This is a genomic window from Deltaproteobacteria bacterium, from assembly GCA_016180845.1.
Lineage (GTDB): Bacteria > UBA10199 > UBA10199 > JACPAL01 > JACPAL01 > JACPAK01.
This window is the reverse complement of sequence record JACPAK010000001.1, coordinates 84,073-101,459: the sequence shown is the minus strand read 5'-3', so window position 1 is coordinate 101,459 and position 17,387 is coordinate 84,073. Positions and strand designations below refer to the sequence as shown.

Below are 17,387 nucleotides of genomic sequence, written 5' to 3'. Positions count from 1 at the left end.
CTACCTCTACAAATCATGTCCAGCGTACGACAAATTAAAACTCTTATTGCAGAGCGGGAAATCGGAGATCTGTCCGTCCCGCATCGCCAAGGCCAATGCCATCCAGTTATGAAATGAGGGATCGACGATCTTGTACCTCATGATCTCTCCCCTCTCATCGGTCAGGACGATATGCGCGATCTCTCCCCTCCACCCCTCGACGAGACTCACGACCAGGGATGAGCCCCTTGGTTCTTCGCAGGTGCCAAGGATCTTGTCCGACGTGAGCGTGTCGAGCTGTTTCAGGATAAATTCAGAGGATCTTTTGCTTTCTAATGATCGGATGCGTGCACGAGCAGAGACGTCCCCTGTGGTCAGTCTCATCGGAGGGATGGGGAAAAGGCGGTAGAATTCTGTGGGATAGTCGTGGCGCACGTCACGTACGAGATTGCTCGCGCGTGCCGCAGGCCCCACCATTCCCAAGCCCCTTGCGGTCTCTGTTGCGACGACTCCTGTATGTTCCAGTCGCGCAAGAACTGACGAGGCGTTGAAGAAAAGGTCAGAGATCTCCTTCATCTCCGAGGCGGCATGCAGGATCCGTTTCTTGAAATCAATGATCATCTCGTTTGTGAGATCAAAAAGCACCCCGCCCGGCCTCAAGAAAGATCGGCCAAACCGATTTCCTGTGAGCTCCATCAAGAGATTTAAAAATTCCCCCCGAAGCCTCCCGAACCAGGCGCTTGCTGGCAGAAAACCGATATCGGCGGCCAAGGCCCCGAGATCTCCCGAATGGTTCGCGAGTCTTTCAAGTTCCAGCGCGATAGCGCGGAGTCCCTTCGCTCTTTGTGGGACCTCTGCTTGGGAAAGTCCTTCGATGGCGTGGCAAAAGCCAAGTCCATGACCGATCACGGTATCGCCGGCGATCGATTCGGCGAGGACCGCACGGCGACTTGGGTTTGACGTGACGATGAGTTGTTCTAGCCCACGGTGTTGATAGCCTAGCTGGATTTCCAGATAAAAGACCTTCTCACCATGGCATTGGAACCGGAAATGTCCCGGTTCAATAATCCCGGCATGGACCGGTCCTACTGCCACTTCATGAATCTCCTCCCCGGCCATTTGATAAAAGGGATAGTTGGCAAGCTGTCGGACCGGTTTCAGCCAGGGGTGTCCTTCAGGGACGATGCCGCTCTGTTCAAAAAGCTCTCTCTCAAACAGATGCGCCTCAGGGAGATCAGGTGTCAGAGAGGGATACTTTTTGTTTTGAAGATCGAGACCGGCAATCTGTAATTCTCCTTTGGAATCAATCCCGAGGATTCCATAGATCCGAACGGTTTCTTTTTCCTGATGGGCCAAAAGCGAAACGATGCGGCCACCGTTTTTCTGACAGGTCTCCAGGATCCAGAGCCGCCAGTCTTCAAGGGTGAGAATCGGAATCTCGGAAATCAAAACAGGTGAGGCATTCTTGGTCGCTGAAAAAGTCATGAACCCCCTCCAATCAGTTGAGAGGCGGTTTTGAGGAAGGAAACCATTGACTCCGGAATATAGAGGCCGAAGAGGAAGACAGCGACGGCAAGCACGACCGGCGGGAAGACCATGAGTCGCGAAGGGGCTTCTCCCGGCAGGATATCCCGTTTTTCCCCTTGGATCATTCCAAGGACGATGCGTGACATTGAGATAAAAATGACGCCTAAGAAGAGGAGGTAGAGAAAAGAGCCGACCGGATGCCCTCTGCCGAGGCCTTCTCGCAGGATCAAAAATTCGCTGACGAAGGGACCGAAGGGGGGGGAACCGATGATGGCGAAGATTCCAACAAGAAAGAGAAGTCCTGTTGCTGGGATTGTCCTGATGAGTCCCTGAACTTCGGAGCAATTTTTTGTTCGATAGGCGATCAGGATCTGGCCGGCGACAAGAAACAAAAGCCCCTTCGTGAGGGAGTGATTGACCGCATGGAGCAGCACCCCGAATTTGGCCCCCCAGCCGAGGCCCAATGCCATAATTCCCATGTGTTCCACACTGGAGTAGGCGAGCAGCCGTTTATAATCCCGTTGTCCGGTGATGAAGACGGTCGCGATGAAGAGCGAGGAGAGCCCCAGGAGTGTCAGCGCCCTGCCAGCGAAATCGGCAAGTCCCGCCGCAATCAGGATTTGATAGAATCGAAGGATCCCCAGGAAGGCGCAGTTCAGAAGCGCACCTGACAAGAGGGCCGAGACAGGAGAGGGGGCCTCGCTATGGGCGTCCGGGAGCCAGCTATGCAGCGGTGCCAAGCCCATCTTTGTTCCAAACCCGACAAGGATCAGCAGAAAGCCAGCCCGAAACCAGCGCGCGTCGAGAGATCTTGCTGAAGCGATCATCGTCGAGAGTGAGAGATCGGCGACGTTTCCCTTCGCTGAAGCAGCGACAAAAAAGATTCCGAGGAGGGCGATCGCGATCCCGACGGAACAGATGAGGAGATACTTCCAGGCTGCCTCGAGCGCCTGGTGATGGTGATGGTAATAGATGAGGGGGGCCGAGGCGATAGTGGTGGCCTCGATGGCAATCCAGAGGATTCCCAATTGGGAAGCGAAGGTTGTGAGTGTCATGGAGGCGAGGAAGAAGAGCATGCAAGGGACATAGAGGTGGCTCACCCCCTCCTCGGTATATTTCGTACGTTCATGTTGGAAATAACCGAGACTATAGATCGACGAGATAAGGAAAAGGAGGCTTGTGATCGTCAGGAAGAGGAGCCCCAAGGGATCGACCTCGATGAGTCCCATAAGGGATTTTTCCTCCGGCCGGATATGGAGCCAACCTGTTCCTGCCGCATGCGCAAGAGCTCCCAGGATGAGAAAGAGCCGACGAATCTTTCGTCTTTTTTCCCCTCGAATCAGGAGGGTGACGATTCCCAAAAAGGTTGGCAGCGCCACAAGGAGGATCGGTATCATTCGGTCTCCCTCAGTGAAGCGAGCAATGTTGTGTCGATGTGATCAAAGGTTCGATTGATATGATTGATCATGATTCCCATGACGAACACGCCGACAAGGAGATCAAGCAAAACCCCCATCTCCACCGTTATCGGGAATTCGGTGGCGAGTGTCATTCCGAAGAGAAAGACACCATTTTCGAGGACCAGAAATCCGATCACCTGTGTCACCGCCTTACGGCGCGTCACGAGAAGCAGAAACCCCAAAAGGACCATCGCCAGCGCTGTCGGGACGATGAGGGGAGAGTGAGAGCCGGGAAGGTTAGGGAGTTGCCACGAAAAGGAGAGAACCACCACGAGACCGCCTGCCAGGAGCGACAGGTGACGACTGACGGTCGGTTCCATTTCCTCACGAATCTTGGACTGTCGCAGGGAGCGAAAAAGCAGGATCGGAATGAGGATCGCCTTGATGAGAAAGGTTCCAAAAAACATCCCCAAACTGTGCGGATCGGTCACCGACCCGCGGGCCAGGATCGGCAGGACGGAGAGCATCGCCCCTTGGACCGCTGCGATCCGGATACAGGGGGCGAGCCGTGACGCCCCCAGGATGAAGAAGGTTGTCACGATAATGCCGGTCAAGAACCATTCCATAATCTATACCCCCCTTCCGATAAGGATAATCGCGAGACCGAGCGCTGCGGCGACAAAGTTCGCGACCAGGAGTTGCGGGATCTTGATCAGGCGCAGGCGGGCATTCGCCGATTCGATCAGACCGATCGCGATCGACATCCCTGTAACCTTCAAGATCAACCAACCGCCCCCCATCCAGATGTTAGCCGTCGTGGGAGGCCAGAGAAGCGAGGAGGTAAACGCCATGAAGAGGAAGAGTTTCATGGAGGCTCCGTAGAGGATAAGCGCCAGATCCGGTCCGCTGTAATCGAGGATCATCACCTCATGGATCATCGTGAGTTCCAGATGTGTTGTCGGATCATCGATCGGCATCCGGGAATTTTCGGTCAAGAGGATCAGGGAAAAAGTGGCGAAGAGGATTAGAAGGGCCGGGTTCCAAAAAGGATGTCCCCCCTCCCACTCGAAGATCGCAGTGAGTGAGGTCGAGCGGGTCATCGCCGAAAGGGCTACCAGCCCGAGGAAGAAGGCGAGTTCTGTGAGGGCCCCCAGACTCGCCTCGCGGCTGGCCCCCATCCCCTCAAAACTGGAACCGACGTCCATGGCGGCGAGGATCGTCATAAATCGGACGAGCCCCAGGAGGTAAGCGAAGAGGATCAGATCCCCCTCAAACCGAATCGGTGCGGTCTTGAGCAAGGGGACCAGGAGGCTGCTCGAAAAAATGGATGCGACGATCATGACGGGGGCAAGACGAAGGAGTATCGAGGAGCTTCGGCTGTAGACTGTCCCTTTTCGAAAGAGTCTTAAGAGATCGTAGTAGATCTGGAGCAGGGGAGGTCCCTTTCTGCCAGCCAGAAAGGCCTTCGTCTTTGCGATTACCCCGAGGAAAAACGGTGGGGTCGTGACGATCAAAACGAGATGGAGCACGAGTGATGGGACGTTAAATTCCAAACCATACCTCCCATAACAGAAGGGCCAGGATGGTCACAAAGATGAGGGCAAGGTAAGCCTGGATCTTCCCTTGCTGCATCTTTCGGACAAATAAAAAGGATTGATCGGTCCTCTTGAAGAGCGGCCTGAAGAGGCGCCGTTCGGCGAGATCCTCTGCCTGTTCTGCGAAGCTTCCTGGTTGCGGGAAGAGACCGGCAGGTTTCTTGAGATCTGTCTGGGGTTTGAGGAGAGGGGCGAAAAAAACCCCCAATGATTCTACAAAAGAAGAGGCGCTGTATTGCATCCGTTGTGTTGGAGAGGCATAGCCACAGTCCCAGGTAACCGCGCGACGAATTGGCCTCTTGCCGACAATAAGTTGAGTTAAAAGGCCCAGGGCGAGAAAGAAAACGAGACCGAACCAAAAAATGACGTTTATACTGGAGAGTGAGGTGAGGATTCTATTTTGCTCCGCTATCGCCCCATAAGGCAGCAAGGATTTGACGGTAAAAAAAACAGCGGACCAGATGATCTGGGGATAGAGACCGAACGCAAGACAGAGGAAGGCGAGTACCACCATCGGGGCCAGAATGAGACGAGAGACCTCGTAGGGGATTGCCGCCTGTTCGCTACGCGGTTCTCCCAAAAAGACAACCCCCACAACCTTTGTGAAGCAGGCGATCGCGAGTCCTCCGGAAAAGGCGATTCCAATGATTCCCGCAATAGAAAAGAAAAGGGATGGGCCGAAGCTCCAGGTGACACCCTTCAGGAAACCGACGTAGATCAACCATTCGCTGATAAAACCGTTCAGAGGTGGAAGTCCGCAGATCGCTGCCGAGGCGATAAAAAAGGTTGCCCCCGTGAACGGCATGTTTTTGAAGAGCCCTCCGAGCTGATCGATCGCCCTGCTGTGGACGACACGCACGACGTTTCCAGCCCCCAGAAAGAGGAGCCCCTTGAAAATAGCATGGTTCCAGACGTGAAAAAGGGATCCGCCGAATCCGAGAAGCGTGAGGGTTGGTTGGTTTCGAGAAAGTCCGATCAATCCCAACCCGATTCCCGTTACGATGATCCCGATGTTTTCGACACTGGAATAGGCGAGGAGCTGTTTCAGGTCGTGTTGTATCAGGGCGTAGGTGACCCCGAGGACCGCCGACAGGATTCCGAGGCCGACCAGGAGTTCGCCCCACCAGAGGGGTGGCACTCCCAAAAAGGTCAGCGCGCGGAGGATCCCATAAATTCCTGTCTTGATCATCACCCCACTCATCAGCGCCGAGATATAACTTGGGGCTGCCGGATGGGCGTAAGGAAGCCAGACGTGGAGGGGGAAAATCCCCGCCTTGGTTCCAAACCCGACAAGGGCCAAAACGAAAAGAAGACTGGCGAGGGTTGGTGAGACAGCTCCGATCTGGGAAAAGGCCTCGAAAGAGAATGTCCCTGTCTTCTTATAAAGGAGGGTGAAGAAGGCCATCAGAAAGGCAGTCGCAAGGTGTGTCGCCACAAGGTAAATCCATCCCGCGTGACGGACCTCTTTATTTTCGTGCTCGGCAGTGACCAGAAAAAAGGAGGCGAGTGACATCACCTCCCAGGCGATCAGAAAAAAGAAGCCGTCGCGAGCGGCGACGACTGTCGCCATGGTGGCAACGAGAAGCGGGAAGAAGGGTGCCGTTCGGAGGAGCCTCCGTCGATCTTTCAGATAACCCCAGCTGTAAATTCCAACGAGACCGGAAAGACCGTAAATGCCGACGAGAAAAAAGGCGCTCAAAGGGTCGAGTCCGAGTGAAACCTCAAGCCCCGGGATCGGCGAGGCGAGGCTCGTTACCCTGGAAGGGATACCACTCGTGAGGACCTGCAAGGCTGGAATAATCCCGAGAACGGATCCGGCAATGACTCCCCCACAGGAGAGAAACCTCTTCTGTTTTTCTGTCTGGACCAGAAAGGTAAGACAGAAGGAAACGAGCAGTATTCCCAAAGAAAAAATGAGGTAGTTCATGGTGTCCAAGCCTATGAATTCAATCTACTAAGCACTTTTGATTTGATTTATCAATGAATGGAAGGATTTTTTTGCCGGAATTGCCGGGGCCGCACTCGCCTTTGGAATATCGCGGTTAGTAAAGAATCGTTTTTGGCTTCGCCCGTTCGAAATAGATCCTGTTTAATTTTAACTCGCTATCGGTCAGGCCGTAATCGGCGTATTCGTGCCATCCAAACCCCTTGATCGTTCCATAGATGGCGATATCGGGGATCAAGAGATCAGAAACCCAAAGACTGGTTTTTTGTCTCAGTGTCAAACTGGCATGAGGTATAAGCCAAGCCCATGGGGTGAATGCCTTTTTGAGACCGTAGCCGAGTACCGGTTCGATAAGGGCCCACGGGGTTCCAGCAACAGTCGGCAAGAGTGTTTTTTCCCATGTTTCCATCCGCTCTCCTTCTTTCTTATACAAGGGATTGAAGAGGGCATCGAGGGAACAGTAGATAAAAACTCCCAAAAAAACTGAGATGAAATTATGGAGTAGATAGGAGAGCGGAGTTTTATGGATTTTGAAGATATCTTCCGTTGCCTTGAGGATTTTTGCCTTTCTCAAGAAAAAGCTAAAAATAGATGAAGAAACATGTTCGGTCAAAGTCAACGATCCTGCGATACCGACAAGGTGCTGCAGACGTGTTCCCCAAAAAGGCTCATACATATCGCGGCCGAGGAGTGGATTGAGCAATCCGTAATCGAGTTTGTAGCCTGGATGGAGGACCCTGTCCGAAGCGAGATCGGCCAGCATGTTGGTGCCGAAGGTGACGGTGATCGCTTTGATCAGCGAGCTGCTAGACATGATCCCCCGATCAGTTTCTACTCAGGAACTCGGATTATTTTTTTGAGAAGTTGCTACAAAAAGCTCCAGCCGGCGACTTTTTTTGTCTTAACGGTCATTCCCCGTCGGGCCAGTTCTTTGAAAAACGGTTGAGGGGGGACCACTTTTTCCGGTGGCAAGGCGCCAAAGGCATCAATTTCACCACGAGCGATCATCTGGGCGGCGATCGATGGAGGGGCACCGGTGTCGATATCGAGTCCGATCCCCCATTGTGGCATCCCCTTTGTGTGACAGTCGACTAACCAGCACACCTTCTTCCCTTTTTCCTTGCCGAGGACAATCGAGCGGATCACCTCGTATTGCCGGATCGGACCGACCGGTTTTCCCTTTGGTAACTCTGAGATCAACTTCAAAAGGATTTTTCGTGGGACAAAGTTGATCTGGCCATTTTGAACCGGTTTTTGTGAGGCGAGTCCAAGGTCCCTCAGGAACCGCACCCGTTCGGTAAACTCCTCATCGAAGGCGATTTTGAAACTGACTTCTTTAACCCCCTTATCTTTATAAGAGAGTGGGAGTGTTGCAACCTCCGAGTGGATCGTGTGCATCGGTTTTTGAATCCCGACCGGTGAAGGGAACAGGTGCTCCTCGCGACCTGACATCGGTTCGACGAAACCGAATCGCCCTTTGTGAAAAACAGCGGGTGGCATGGAGAACTCATCGAGGATTGTGTCGAGGGAATAGGAAACGGAGATTGGAACGTCACGATCATACCGCGTCAGATCCTTGCCCCCCAATCGGATATGAATCTCCTGCACGCGATCGAGTTGAGAGGCAGCGTGATCCGCCATGATGTTAGTGATTCCAGGGGCTGCTCCGATGCCGAGCAAGGCCAAGAGCCCCGCCTTCTTAAATTGATTGTGAAGCTGTAGTTGTTTCCGCGTGACATGAAAAAGCCCGCCGAGATCGACGTAGTGAACCCTTGCCTTCAACGCCGCCCTCATCACCTCGACGTTAAAGACATAAGGGGTGGAGTTGATCACGACAAAAGATCCTTGGAACGCCTTCACTAACGACTGCCGGTTTTTGATATCGGCAAAAACAGCCTTCACACGTCGCGAGCGAAACGAAGCCGCCAATGTTTCGGCGTTTTTCAGATTAAAATCGGCGATGATGATCTCGGCATCGGGATCGGTCTCGAAGAGATCTCGAATCGTGATCCGCCCCATCGCACCGGCACCGCCTAAGACAACGTAACGCATGGAGTTGATCTAAAAGGAGCCCAGTATCAGGTCAAGAAGATTGACATGTGCAGGGCATTGTATAGGGAAGGGAGAATGATCGAAAATCCAATGATTGTCTGGATGACCCCGACCATTGCCGCGATGATCTTCTGGGGGTTGGGTCAAGGTCTCGTCAAAAAATATATCGAGGATGTCTCACCGGCGCGGTTCTGTCTCTATTACATCTTGGCTCGTTCATTGGTGATGGGTTGTTTCTACCTCTACTCGTATGCCCAAGGGGAGGTCACCCCTCTCTTGGCACCGGAGGCGCGATCCTTTCTGCTCTTTGGGCTTTTGAGTTACACATTAGACGGGATCGCCTGGATCCTCTACTATGAATCAATTATTTCAGGTCCGATCACGATTGTGGGGACAATCTCTGCAGCCTATCCGGCGCTGACAATTATCTTCGCGAAATTTTTTCTGGATGAACAGATCAGCTCTTACCAGATGTTGGGGGTTCTGATGGTCATCGTGAGTTGTATCGGTCTTTCGATCCCTTCTGAACATCAAATCACCGAGAGGGTCAAGCATGGTCGCTGGGTTCCGTTGGCGATCACGGCACTCCTCCTCTGGGGTGTTGCAGGGACGACGGTTAAATATGCCTATCTGCTGACCGGTTCGAGCGAATCGAACATGTCGCTTTTGGGGATCAGTGGCGGGATGCTGACCCTCGGGCTTTATGGGCTACTCAAGGGGAAGTGGAGAAAAGGGGAGGGGCAGCAGCAGGCCCCCGGTGAATGGAAACGATCCGCATTGCCGATGGCGGTGATGGGGAGTGGCGATCTCGGCGTCTTGATCGCCTACCGCACCGGCCCGACCTCGATCGTGACACCGATCAGCGCCGCCTATCCGGTGATCACGTTGGGTTTCGCGAGACTTTTCCTGAAAGAGAAGATTACAAAACTTCAGTGGGTTTTTGTCGTGATGATCATTATTGGGGTCTTCATGACCTCGTTGGGTGCGAGCTGAGTCCTCAAGACCGTACGATAAATAGACACTGAGTCCAAAAATCGGACGGATTAGCCTCTCTCGATTGATTTAATCCGATCCTATCGTGGCATCCAATTTGCTTATCAGGCTTCAAGGGATGTCCCATCTTAAGAGGGAGAAATTATGAACACACTGTTACCAGCAGAGAGGGTTGAGAGTAAAATCCTGCTGATCCGAGGACAGAAGGTAATGCTGGATCGGACCCTTGCGGAGCTTTATGGGGTAGAAGCCAAGGTGCTTAACCGTGCTGTCAAAAGAAACCGCGAACGTCATTTCAACTTTTGGTGGGCACGAACGTGCCCGCTAAAAGTTAGAAATACTTATGGTTTATCAATAAAAATGTACTAACCAAAAGTTGATCAACCATAATCAAGAGGTTGCCATCTTGAGGTGCCAAATTGGCACCTCAAATGAGTGGGGTGGACGACGCTATCTTCCTTATGTCTTTACCGAATTTGGGGTCGCTATGTTATCCAGTGTGCTTCGAAGCCGGCGGGCAATTCTCGTTAATATCGAAATCATGAGAACATTTGGTCGCCTTCGCCAGATTCTGACCACTCACAAAGATCTCGCCCGAAAACTTGAAAATCTGGAGAAGAGATATGATTCCCAATTCAAGGTTGTATTCGATGCAATACGGCAGTTGATGAAACCAGTGGTGCCGACTAGAAGAAGGATCGGGTTTTAACACAAGACGGTGTGGGAATTTTCTCCCTTGACGCCTCTGTCCTGAACGAGGGATATCGCGTCCGGGGGGTGTTCCATGGCTCAACTTTTCATCGGGAACGAATGGTGCGAGAGTCTCACGAGGCGCACGCATCCTGTCATCAATCCTTCTACCCTTGAGAAAATCGATCAGGTCCCCGAATCAGATTCAAAAGATGTCGATCGTGCCGTTACCGCGGCGAAACAGGCACAAAAAGAGTGGAAGAAGATTCCGGGGGTCGAGAAGGCGCATCTCCTCCACGAAATCGCCCAGAAAATTCGAAACGACAACAAAGAAATCGCAAAACTCCTGACCCTCGAATCAGGCAAGCCGCTCATCGAGAGCCTCGATTGTGTTGAATGGGTCGCCGCCTGTTTTGATTATTACGCCGAGATCGGTCGTCATGAGAGGGGGTTTTCCCTCCCACCGGTCGCTCCGCATCAGGTCAATTTTACGATCAAAGAACCGTACGGAGTGGTCGCCTGTATCGTCCCGTTTAATTTCCCGCTCCTCTTGATGTCCTGGAAGGTGGCGCCGGCGATCGCGGCAGGGAATACCGTTGTCGTCAAACCGGCGGAGCAGACACCGCTCTCGACGCTCAGAATGGCGCGGGCCTTTGAGCTGCTCCCCGTTGGAGTTGTGAATGTGGTGACAGGCACGGGTGAAGAAGTGGGCGATCCGCTCGTCCGCCATCCGGATGTCGACATGATCGCCTTTACCGGTTCGACCGAGGTCGGGAAGGGGATCATGCGGCTTGCGGCGGATCGTGTGAAGAAGGTCAATCTCGAGCTCGGAAGTATCGATCCATTAATTGTTTTTGAAGATGCCGATCTGGAGGTAGCGGTCCCGGGTGCCGCTTGGGCTCGTTATCTTAACGCCGGTCAGGTCTGCACCTCCTCGAAACGTATTTATGTTGCTGAATCGATCGCAGGGGAATTCGTCCGACGTTTTGTCGAGCATACAAAAACGATTCGCGTCGGAGATCCGATGAATCCGGAGACCGATGTTGGTCCGTTGATTTCTGAGGAGCAGCTGAGGAAGGTAGAGAAACAGGTGGAGAAGGGGCTGAAAGCGGGAGGGGAATTGCTTTATGGTGGGAAGCGGGCGCCCGGACTCAAGGGTTGGTATTACCTACCGACGGTGATTACGAAGGTGAAGCGGGATAATCCGCTCTTTAACGAAGAGGTTTTTGGGCCGATCGCTGCGATTTCCACTTTTAAAACAGAAGACGAGGCGATCGAAGAGGCGAACAACTCCCTCTATGGTTTGGGGGCGAGCATTTATACCGGGAGTCTGAAGACGGCGATGAGGGCGATGGAGGAGATCAAGGCGGGGAGTTTCTGGATCAATGATCCGCTCTCTGATAACGATGCCGGGCCCTTCGGCGGGATGCGCCAGAGTGGCTTTGGCCGAGAATTGGGTCTCGAAGGGCTCGATGCCTTCCGCGAGACGAAACATGTGCATCTCGATTATGTGATGGAGAGGAAGAGTTATTGGTTCCCCTATAAGAACAGATCCGTTCCTTAAGAGGAGGCCTCATGAACGACTATAAAATGTACATCAATGGTGAATTCGTAAAATCCCGGGCTGGGAAGAGGAGAGAGATTCGCAATCCAGCGACCGGCGAGGTGATCGCTACAGTTCCGGAAGCGGGGACTGAGGATATTGACGTTGCGATCCAGTCGGCGCGTCGGGCCTTCGATGAGGGACCCTGGAAGGAGTCAACCGGCCAGCAACGGGGGCGCGTCTTGTTTCAGATTGCCGAGGCGCTTCGACGAGAGGCAAAACGGTTGGCCGAGTTAGAGACATTGAATATGGGGAAGCCGCTTGTCGAGTCCGAATTTGATCTCGCCGATGCCGCGACCTGTTTTGAATATTTTGGCGGTTGGGCGACGAAGATTTATGGCGAGGTGAACCCGGTTCCGGATCAGGCGTTTTCTTTTACGGTGAAGGAACCGGTTGGGGTCTGTGGTCTCATTGTCCCCTGGAACTATCCACTTCTCATGGCAGCCTGGAAGCTCGCACCGGCGCTTGCTGCCGGATGTACGATGATTCTGAAGCCGGCGGAGGACACACCCCTGACGGCTCTGGAACTCGCCAAAATTCTGGACGGCATCACCGATCTTCCTAAGGGGGTTGTGAATGTTGTGACCGGTGTTGGAGAGGTGTCCGGCGCCTGTCTGGCCCAGAGTCGATCGGTCGATAAGGTCGCTTTTACTGGGTCGACAGAGGTGGGACGTTCCATTATGCGGGCTGCCGCCGATACGAATTTAAAAAAGGTCACCCTCGAATTAGGTGGAAAATCGCCGAATATCTTTTTTGCCGATTCTGATTTTGAGGCGGCGGTCGATGGCGCGCTCTTCGGTGTCTTTATCAATCAAGGCGAGGTCTGTTCGGCCGGCTCTCGAATCTTGGTTGAGCGTTCGATCCACAAAAAATTTGTTGAGGCGATGAAGGTGAAGGCAGAAAAGATTGTCTTGGGCCCGGGATCGGATCCTCAGTCGAAGATGGGGCCGCTTGTTTCCGCGAATCAGCTCGCACGCGTCGAATCTTATATCCAGGCTGGCGTTCAGGAAGGGGCGAAGCTGGTCATGGGTGGGAAGAGACCGAATGGGAAGCTCGCGAAAGGTTACTTCATAGAGCCGACGATCTTCGATGATGTGAAAAACAGCATGAAGATTGCGCGCGAAGAGATCTTCGGTCCGGTGGCAGCGGTCATCCCTTTTGAAAATGAAAAGGAGGCGATCGCCATCGCCAACCAGAGTGATTACGGGTTGGCAGCGGCGGTTTGGACGCGGGATATCTTCAAGGCGTTCCGTGTCGTGAAGCAGGTTCGTGCCGGAACGGTTTGGATCAATCATATGCAGCCTTGTTATGTCGAGGGGCCATGGGGTGGATACAAGATGAGCGGGACTGGCAGGGAGTTGGGTAAATATGGGGTCGAGAATTTTCTGGAGTCGAAACAGGTTTACGTGAATTTGAATGAGAATCCGATCGGTTGGTATTGATGGGCCACATTCATCTCAAAACCGAAATCCCTGGCCCGAAGAGCCGTGCCCTTTTGGAAAAACGGCGTCGCTATGTCTCCTCCTCTGTCTCGATCCATGCCGCCTCGATTTTTGTCGAACGAGGCGCAGGGGCGCTTCTGACCGATGTCGATGGGAATACCTTCATTGATTTCATCGGAGGGATTGGAAGTCTCAATGTCGGTCATAGTCCAACAGAATTGGTTGAAGTGGTTAAGAGTCAGGCCGAAAAACTTCAACACACCTGTTTCATGACCGCGATGTATGAGCCGTATGTCCAATTGGCCCAAAAACTTGCCGAGATCACACCTGGGAAATTTGAAAAGAAGACTGCCCTTTTCAATACAGGGGCGGAGGCGGTCGAGAATGCGATCAAGTTTGCGAGGGGTTATACGAAACGACCCGCCGTCATCTCCTTCCAAAATGGATTTCATGGGCGAACCCTTCTGACAATGAGTCTCACCTCAAAATATCTACCGTATAAAAAAGGGTTTGGGCCGTTTGCGCCGGAGATTTATATTTTTCCAGGACCTTATCCGTATCGACGACCTGCCGGACTTTCCGAGGAGGAACATATCGATGAGGTTCTCTCGAGGTGGCAGACCTTTTTCAAGGCGACTGTTGCGCCTGATCAGGTGGCTGCCGTGATCCTTGAATTGGTTCAGGGGGAGGGGGGATTTATTGTTCAACCGAAGCGGTTTGTTCAGGAGATCGTTTCCTTTTGTAAAAAAGAGGGGATCGTTTTTATTGCGGATGAAGTGCAAACCGGATTTGGGAGAACAGGGACACTCTTCACCTCGGCACCATACGGGATTGAACCGGATCTGATCACAATGGCGAAATCGCTCTCAAACGGTCTTCCGCTTGGTGCCGTGACGGGACGCGCTGAGATCATGGATGCGCCACAGACCGGCGGGATCGGTGGGACGTTTGGCGGAAATCCGGTGAGTTGTGTGGCAGCATTGGCTGCGATCCAGATCCTTGAGGAAAAGCGACTTTGTGAGCGATCGAAGATCATTGGTGAGAAGATCTGGAAACGGATGAAGAAGCTGGAGAAGGAGGTTCCATTGATCGGTGAGGTTCGCGGTTTGGGTTCGATGATCGCTGTGGAACTTGTGAAGGATCGCGCGACGCGTGAACCGGACAAGGATACCGCCGCAAGCATTGTCCAGAAGGCCGCGTCGAAAGGTGTTCTGTTACTCACCGCTGGACTTTATGGAAATGTGATCCGCTTCCTGTCCCCTTTGTCGATCACCGATGAACAACTTGAGGAAGGGTTGGATGTTGTCGAACAATGTCTAAGATCGGCCAAAAATTAGCACTCCTCCTGTGTCTTTTTCTTTTGGGGGGTTGTCAGAAAAAGATTCCTGAAAAAACCGAGGTCTTGATCATTGGGGCTGGTTTGAGTGGACTCAGCGCCGGTCATCTCCTGAAGAAAGAGGGGATTCCTTTCAAGATTGTTGAACTCACCACGCGTGCGGGGGGGCGACTTAAAACAGTTCATTATGGTGATACGGTTGTTGAAGCGGGGCTTGCGGAGTTTTGGAGTGATAACGGCATCCTGCAGTTTATCAAGGATTTCAAGATCCCTGTTGAAAAGGAAGTCGCTTATTCAAGTGTTATTCTGAATGGGAAACTTCATCCTTTTGTTCACGAGACCTCTGAGGAATTCTTGAGTAGCCTGTTTTCCGAAACGGAAATTAAGTCATTGAGACGATGGGAGGAAAGGGTCAAAGAAGTCTACAACTCAATTCAAAAAGGAGATTCGAACCAGGAGCTTTCGACCTTAAAAGGCATCTCATTTGCCAAGTGGGTTGCGAATTCTGAACTGTCGCCACGAGTTCAAAACTGGATCCGGATCACCGTCGAGATAGAGATAGCGACAGGTTGGGATCTTATTTCAGCTCTCGATGGAATTGATGAGTGGATGACTTTTGTTGAGGGGGGAGAGACCGCTCACCGAATCGTCGGAGGGAATGACCGATTGATTCAGGCGCTGGTCCGTTCCATTGGGGAGAAAAATATCATTTTCGACACACGGGTGACCGGCATTCAACAACTGGAAGATAGAATCATCGTTACGACAGTGCAGAATGAGGGGCAGTCTGTTGTGAAGATTGAAGCGAATAATGTGATCAGTACGATTCCGCTGTTCCGACTCTTTGAGGTTCAGTTCGACCCCGAACTTCCAAGGGAGATTCAGGAGGCGATTGGCACTCAAACATGGGGTTCCTATTTTAGCGCGCATGTTTTCTTGAAACCGACAGCGGAACGATTCTGGACAGTGGATGGAGAAACCACGCTTGGGATTTTGAGTGATGGCCCGCTTGGTTTTGTCTATGATGGGAATCCGTATGACGAAAATCCGAAGGTCAGGGTTCTCAATTTTCTCAGCAGCGGTGCCTCTGCCGAGGCGTTCAATCTACAACCGTTATCGCAAGTTCGCCAAGAGCTTGAGAAATCACTCGAAGCGCTCTTCCCTGGAATCGGGCAGGAGATCTTGAGTTGGGAGTTCTTCCGTTATCACCCTCGCGCGATCGCCTCATGGCCGGTCGGTCGATCCCGTTTCGACAAGCTTTCGGAAGCGGTCCGACGTCCGATCGGTCGCCTCTACCTCGCGGGGGATTTCACCGAAAACACCCATTCCGATGGGGCGGTTCGCTCTGCCTTTCGAGTCGTGAAGGATATTATTGAGAAAAAACACCACGCGTTCGGATCGCCTGCTGACTGAGTGGGATTAGGTTAGGTTCGGTGAGTTCAAGTTGTCCCCGAAATGCATTAAATTCATCTAATTTTTTTCGTCCTTTTTTACTAAGAGCGATCCCTTTTTCTGTCTCTTCAACCTCTGTGATATTGAGGAGAAGGGCGCCCGGCATCAGTGGTGCTGCCCGGATCATCCCTTGATCGTTTCCGTTCTCGATCGGCTTCGACCACTGCAGGTCGCTAAAGGGGGCGAAATTATCGCCAAAAACCCCGGCAACCCTTACTTGAGAGGAGACGTTGGTTTTTCGATGATTATTCCAGTCGATGACATGGCGTTCCAGGATCGATCGTGCCGCTGTCCCCTTTCCCTTCCGACTCACGATCTGGTCCATCTCTCGAGAGACAATTTTGTACCCGCCAAGCTTGCCAAGGACTTCAGCCCAGTTTTTGAATCCGCCTGATTGGACGAGATTCGATAATTTGACCGGTGTGGCTGATGGATTGTCGGGAGGGACGACAAAGACATCGTTTCCTTCAATAGCCCACAAGGGGGCGTTAAATCCTGATTCCTCCAGCATCGGGGCTGAGATAAAAAATGGAGCTGCAGAGACGTAACCGACCGTGATCCCTTGTCCCCAGAGATGATTTACGAGTTGTCTCATCTCATCATAGACTTTTGGAAAAAATGGACTTGTTTTTGCCTTTTGAAAGGCGGCGTAGACCTGGTTCAGCGTCAGACCGGCATAGACCTCTTCTGTCATGTAGGCGTAGGCCTGATCATGATCGCCACGATTGTATCGGGCATTGAGCTCCTCCGCCCTTTCTTTCGGGACAAGCTTCATATCGACAGCGGTCCTCAAGACCGCGTAATTGACCCCCTGTGCCCAGAGGGTGTCATCGCAATCGGTGAAGGTAATGAGGGATGCCGGAGTCCAGAGTTCCAGAGAACGTAACCATGCCCTGATCTTTTCCAAGTTTTGTGAGGTCCATGAGTTGCCTGGGAAATAATCACTGTAGTCCCGAGTGGTCTTCACGACAAAACAGCTCTCTTCGGTTCCATTCTCCCGAGGCGTTCCGCCATCCGCACATTGTGAGGCGCTCCGGATCGGGAGGTGGTTGAAATTGATAAAAAGCGGATGACGAAATGTTTCCCCCTCACGGCGACTGATGAGCTGGTGGTAGACACGGCTAGCTTCCGTATCGGTCAATTTAAAAACGGTCTTTAGATCGTTTGGGTTCAGAAGGGAGCGGGGTTCGGTAGCCTGAGCGAGCTCCTGAGCACCCTTCTCATTGAAATAGAGATCGGGAGGGACGCGCACCCCTTTTTTGTGCTCTTGATGGTCACGCCAGATTTTTCTCACCCCGAACCACAGTTCAATGGCACCTGCCGATGTGGCGACACCGAGGCCAAAATAGAGACGACTTCGATTCATCACTCGG

15 protein-coding genes are annotated in these 17,387 nt (G+C 52.5%); 7 read left to right on the top strand and 8 right to left on the bottom strand.

Annotated elements, in window-relative coordinates:
- Window positions 1-6: 6 nt before the first annotated feature.
- The 7 genes from HYT76_00535 to HYT76_00505 form a co-directional block, all read right to left on the bottom strand.
- Complete coding sequence (locus HYT76_00535) at window positions 7-1,464, bottom strand: NADH-quinone oxidoreductase subunit C (protein MBI2082032.1); 1,458 nt, start codon at window positions 1,462-1,464, stop codon at window positions 7-9.
- Entirely contained in the window at window positions 1,461-2,903 is a 1,443-nt protein-coding gene (locus HYT76_00530) for an NADH dehydrogenase FAD-containing subunit (GenBank protein ID MBI2082031.1), read from the bottom strand. The genes HYT76_00535 and HYT76_00530 overlap by 4 nt, the downstream gene beginning before the upstream one ends.
- Complete coding sequence (locus HYT76_00525) at window positions 2,900-3,532, bottom strand: hydrogenase (protein ID MBI2082030.1); 633 nt, start codon at window positions 3,530-3,532, stop codon at window positions 2,900-2,902. Before HYT76_00525 ends, HYT76_00530 begins: the two co-directional genes overlap by 4 nt.
- A gap of 3 nt (window positions 3,533-3,535) precedes the next feature.
- Window positions 3,536-4,435, bottom strand: coding sequence for an NADH-quinone oxidoreductase subunit H (locus HYT76_00520; protein ID MBI2082029.1), 900 nt, complete (start codon window positions 4,433-4,435; stop codon window positions 3,536-3,538).
- 13 nt (window positions 4,436-4,448) lie between these two features.
- The gene (locus tag HYT76_00515) at window positions 4,449-6,428 is read right to left on the bottom strand and encodes a hypothetical protein (GenBank protein MBI2082028.1); all 1,980 of its coding nucleotides are present in this window, start codon (window positions 6,426-6,428) and stop codon (window positions 4,449-4,451) included.
- 115 nt (window positions 6,429-6,543) lie between these two features.
- Window positions 6,544-7,260 (bottom strand): hypothetical protein, encoded by a 717-nt coding sequence (locus HYT76_00510; protein MBI2082027.1) that lies wholly within the window; start codon window positions 7,258-7,260, stop codon window positions 6,544-6,546.
- Between the two features lie 53 nt (window positions 7,261-7,313).
- On the bottom strand, window positions 7,314-8,498 hold the full coding sequence (locus HYT76_00505; protein MBI2082026.1) for a saccharopine dehydrogenase NADP-binding domain-containing protein: 1,185 nt from the start codon (window positions 8,496-8,498) through the stop codon (window positions 7,314-7,316).
- A gap of 75 nt (window positions 8,499-8,573) precedes the next feature.
- Between HYT76_00505 and HYT76_00500 the strand changes: the two genes are divergently transcribed.
- The 7 genes from HYT76_00500 to HYT76_00470 all read left to right on the top strand — a co-directional run bounded on the left by HYT76_00500 (window position 8,574) and on the right by HYT76_00470 (window position 15,975).
- Window positions 8,574-9,491, top strand: a complete 918-nt coding sequence (locus tag HYT76_00500; protein MBI2082025.1) for a DMT family transporter — start codon at window positions 8,574-8,576, stop codon at window positions 9,489-9,491.
- A gap of 144 nt (window positions 9,492-9,635) precedes the next feature.
- Entirely contained in the window at window positions 9,636-9,860 is a 225-nt protein-coding gene (locus HYT76_00495; GenBank protein ID MBI2082024.1) for an ORF6N domain-containing protein, read from the top strand.
- Window positions 9,861-9,867: 7 nt separating this feature from the next.
- Window positions 9,868-10,200, top strand: coding sequence for an ORF6N domain-containing protein (locus tag HYT76_00490; protein ID MBI2082023.1), 333 nt, complete (start codon window positions 9,868-9,870; stop codon window positions 10,198-10,200).
- A gap of 75 nt (window positions 10,201-10,275) precedes the next feature.
- Window positions 10,276-11,745 (top strand): aldehyde dehydrogenase, encoded by a 1,470-nt coding sequence (locus HYT76_00485; protein MBI2082022.1) that lies wholly within the window; start codon window positions 10,276-10,278, stop codon window positions 11,743-11,745.
- Window positions 11,746-11,756: 11 nt separating this feature from the next.
- Window positions 11,757-13,226 carry an aldehyde dehydrogenase family protein gene (locus HYT76_00480; GenBank protein MBI2082021.1) on the top strand — a complete coding sequence of 490 codons (1,470 nt, stop codon included), beginning with the start codon at window positions 11,757-11,759 and terminating at the stop codon, window positions 13,224-13,226.
- Window positions 13,226-14,563 carry a 4-aminobutyrate--2-oxoglutarate transaminase gene (gene gabT, locus HYT76_00475; protein MBI2082020.1) on the top strand — a complete coding sequence of 446 codons (1,338 nt, stop codon included), beginning with the start codon at window positions 13,226-13,228 and terminating at the stop codon, window positions 14,561-14,563. Before HYT76_00480 ends, gabT begins: the two co-directional genes overlap by 1 nt.
- Window positions 14,539-15,975, top strand: coding sequence for an FAD-dependent oxidoreductase (locus HYT76_00470; protein ID MBI2082019.1), 1,437 nt, complete (start codon window positions 14,539-14,541; stop codon window positions 15,973-15,975). The genes gabT and HYT76_00470 overlap by 25 nt, the downstream gene beginning before the upstream one ends.
- On the opposite strand, the gene HYT76_00465 is transcribed toward HYT76_00470, so the two are convergent.
- Complete coding sequence (locus HYT76_00465) at window positions 15,932-17,380, bottom strand: haloacid dehalogenase-like hydrolase (protein ID MBI2082018.1); 1,449 nt, start codon at window positions 17,378-17,380, stop codon at window positions 15,932-15,934. The two genes, HYT76_00470 and HYT76_00465, sit on opposite strands and share 44 nt — an antisense overlap.
- Window positions 17,381-17,387 lie beyond the last annotated feature (7 nt).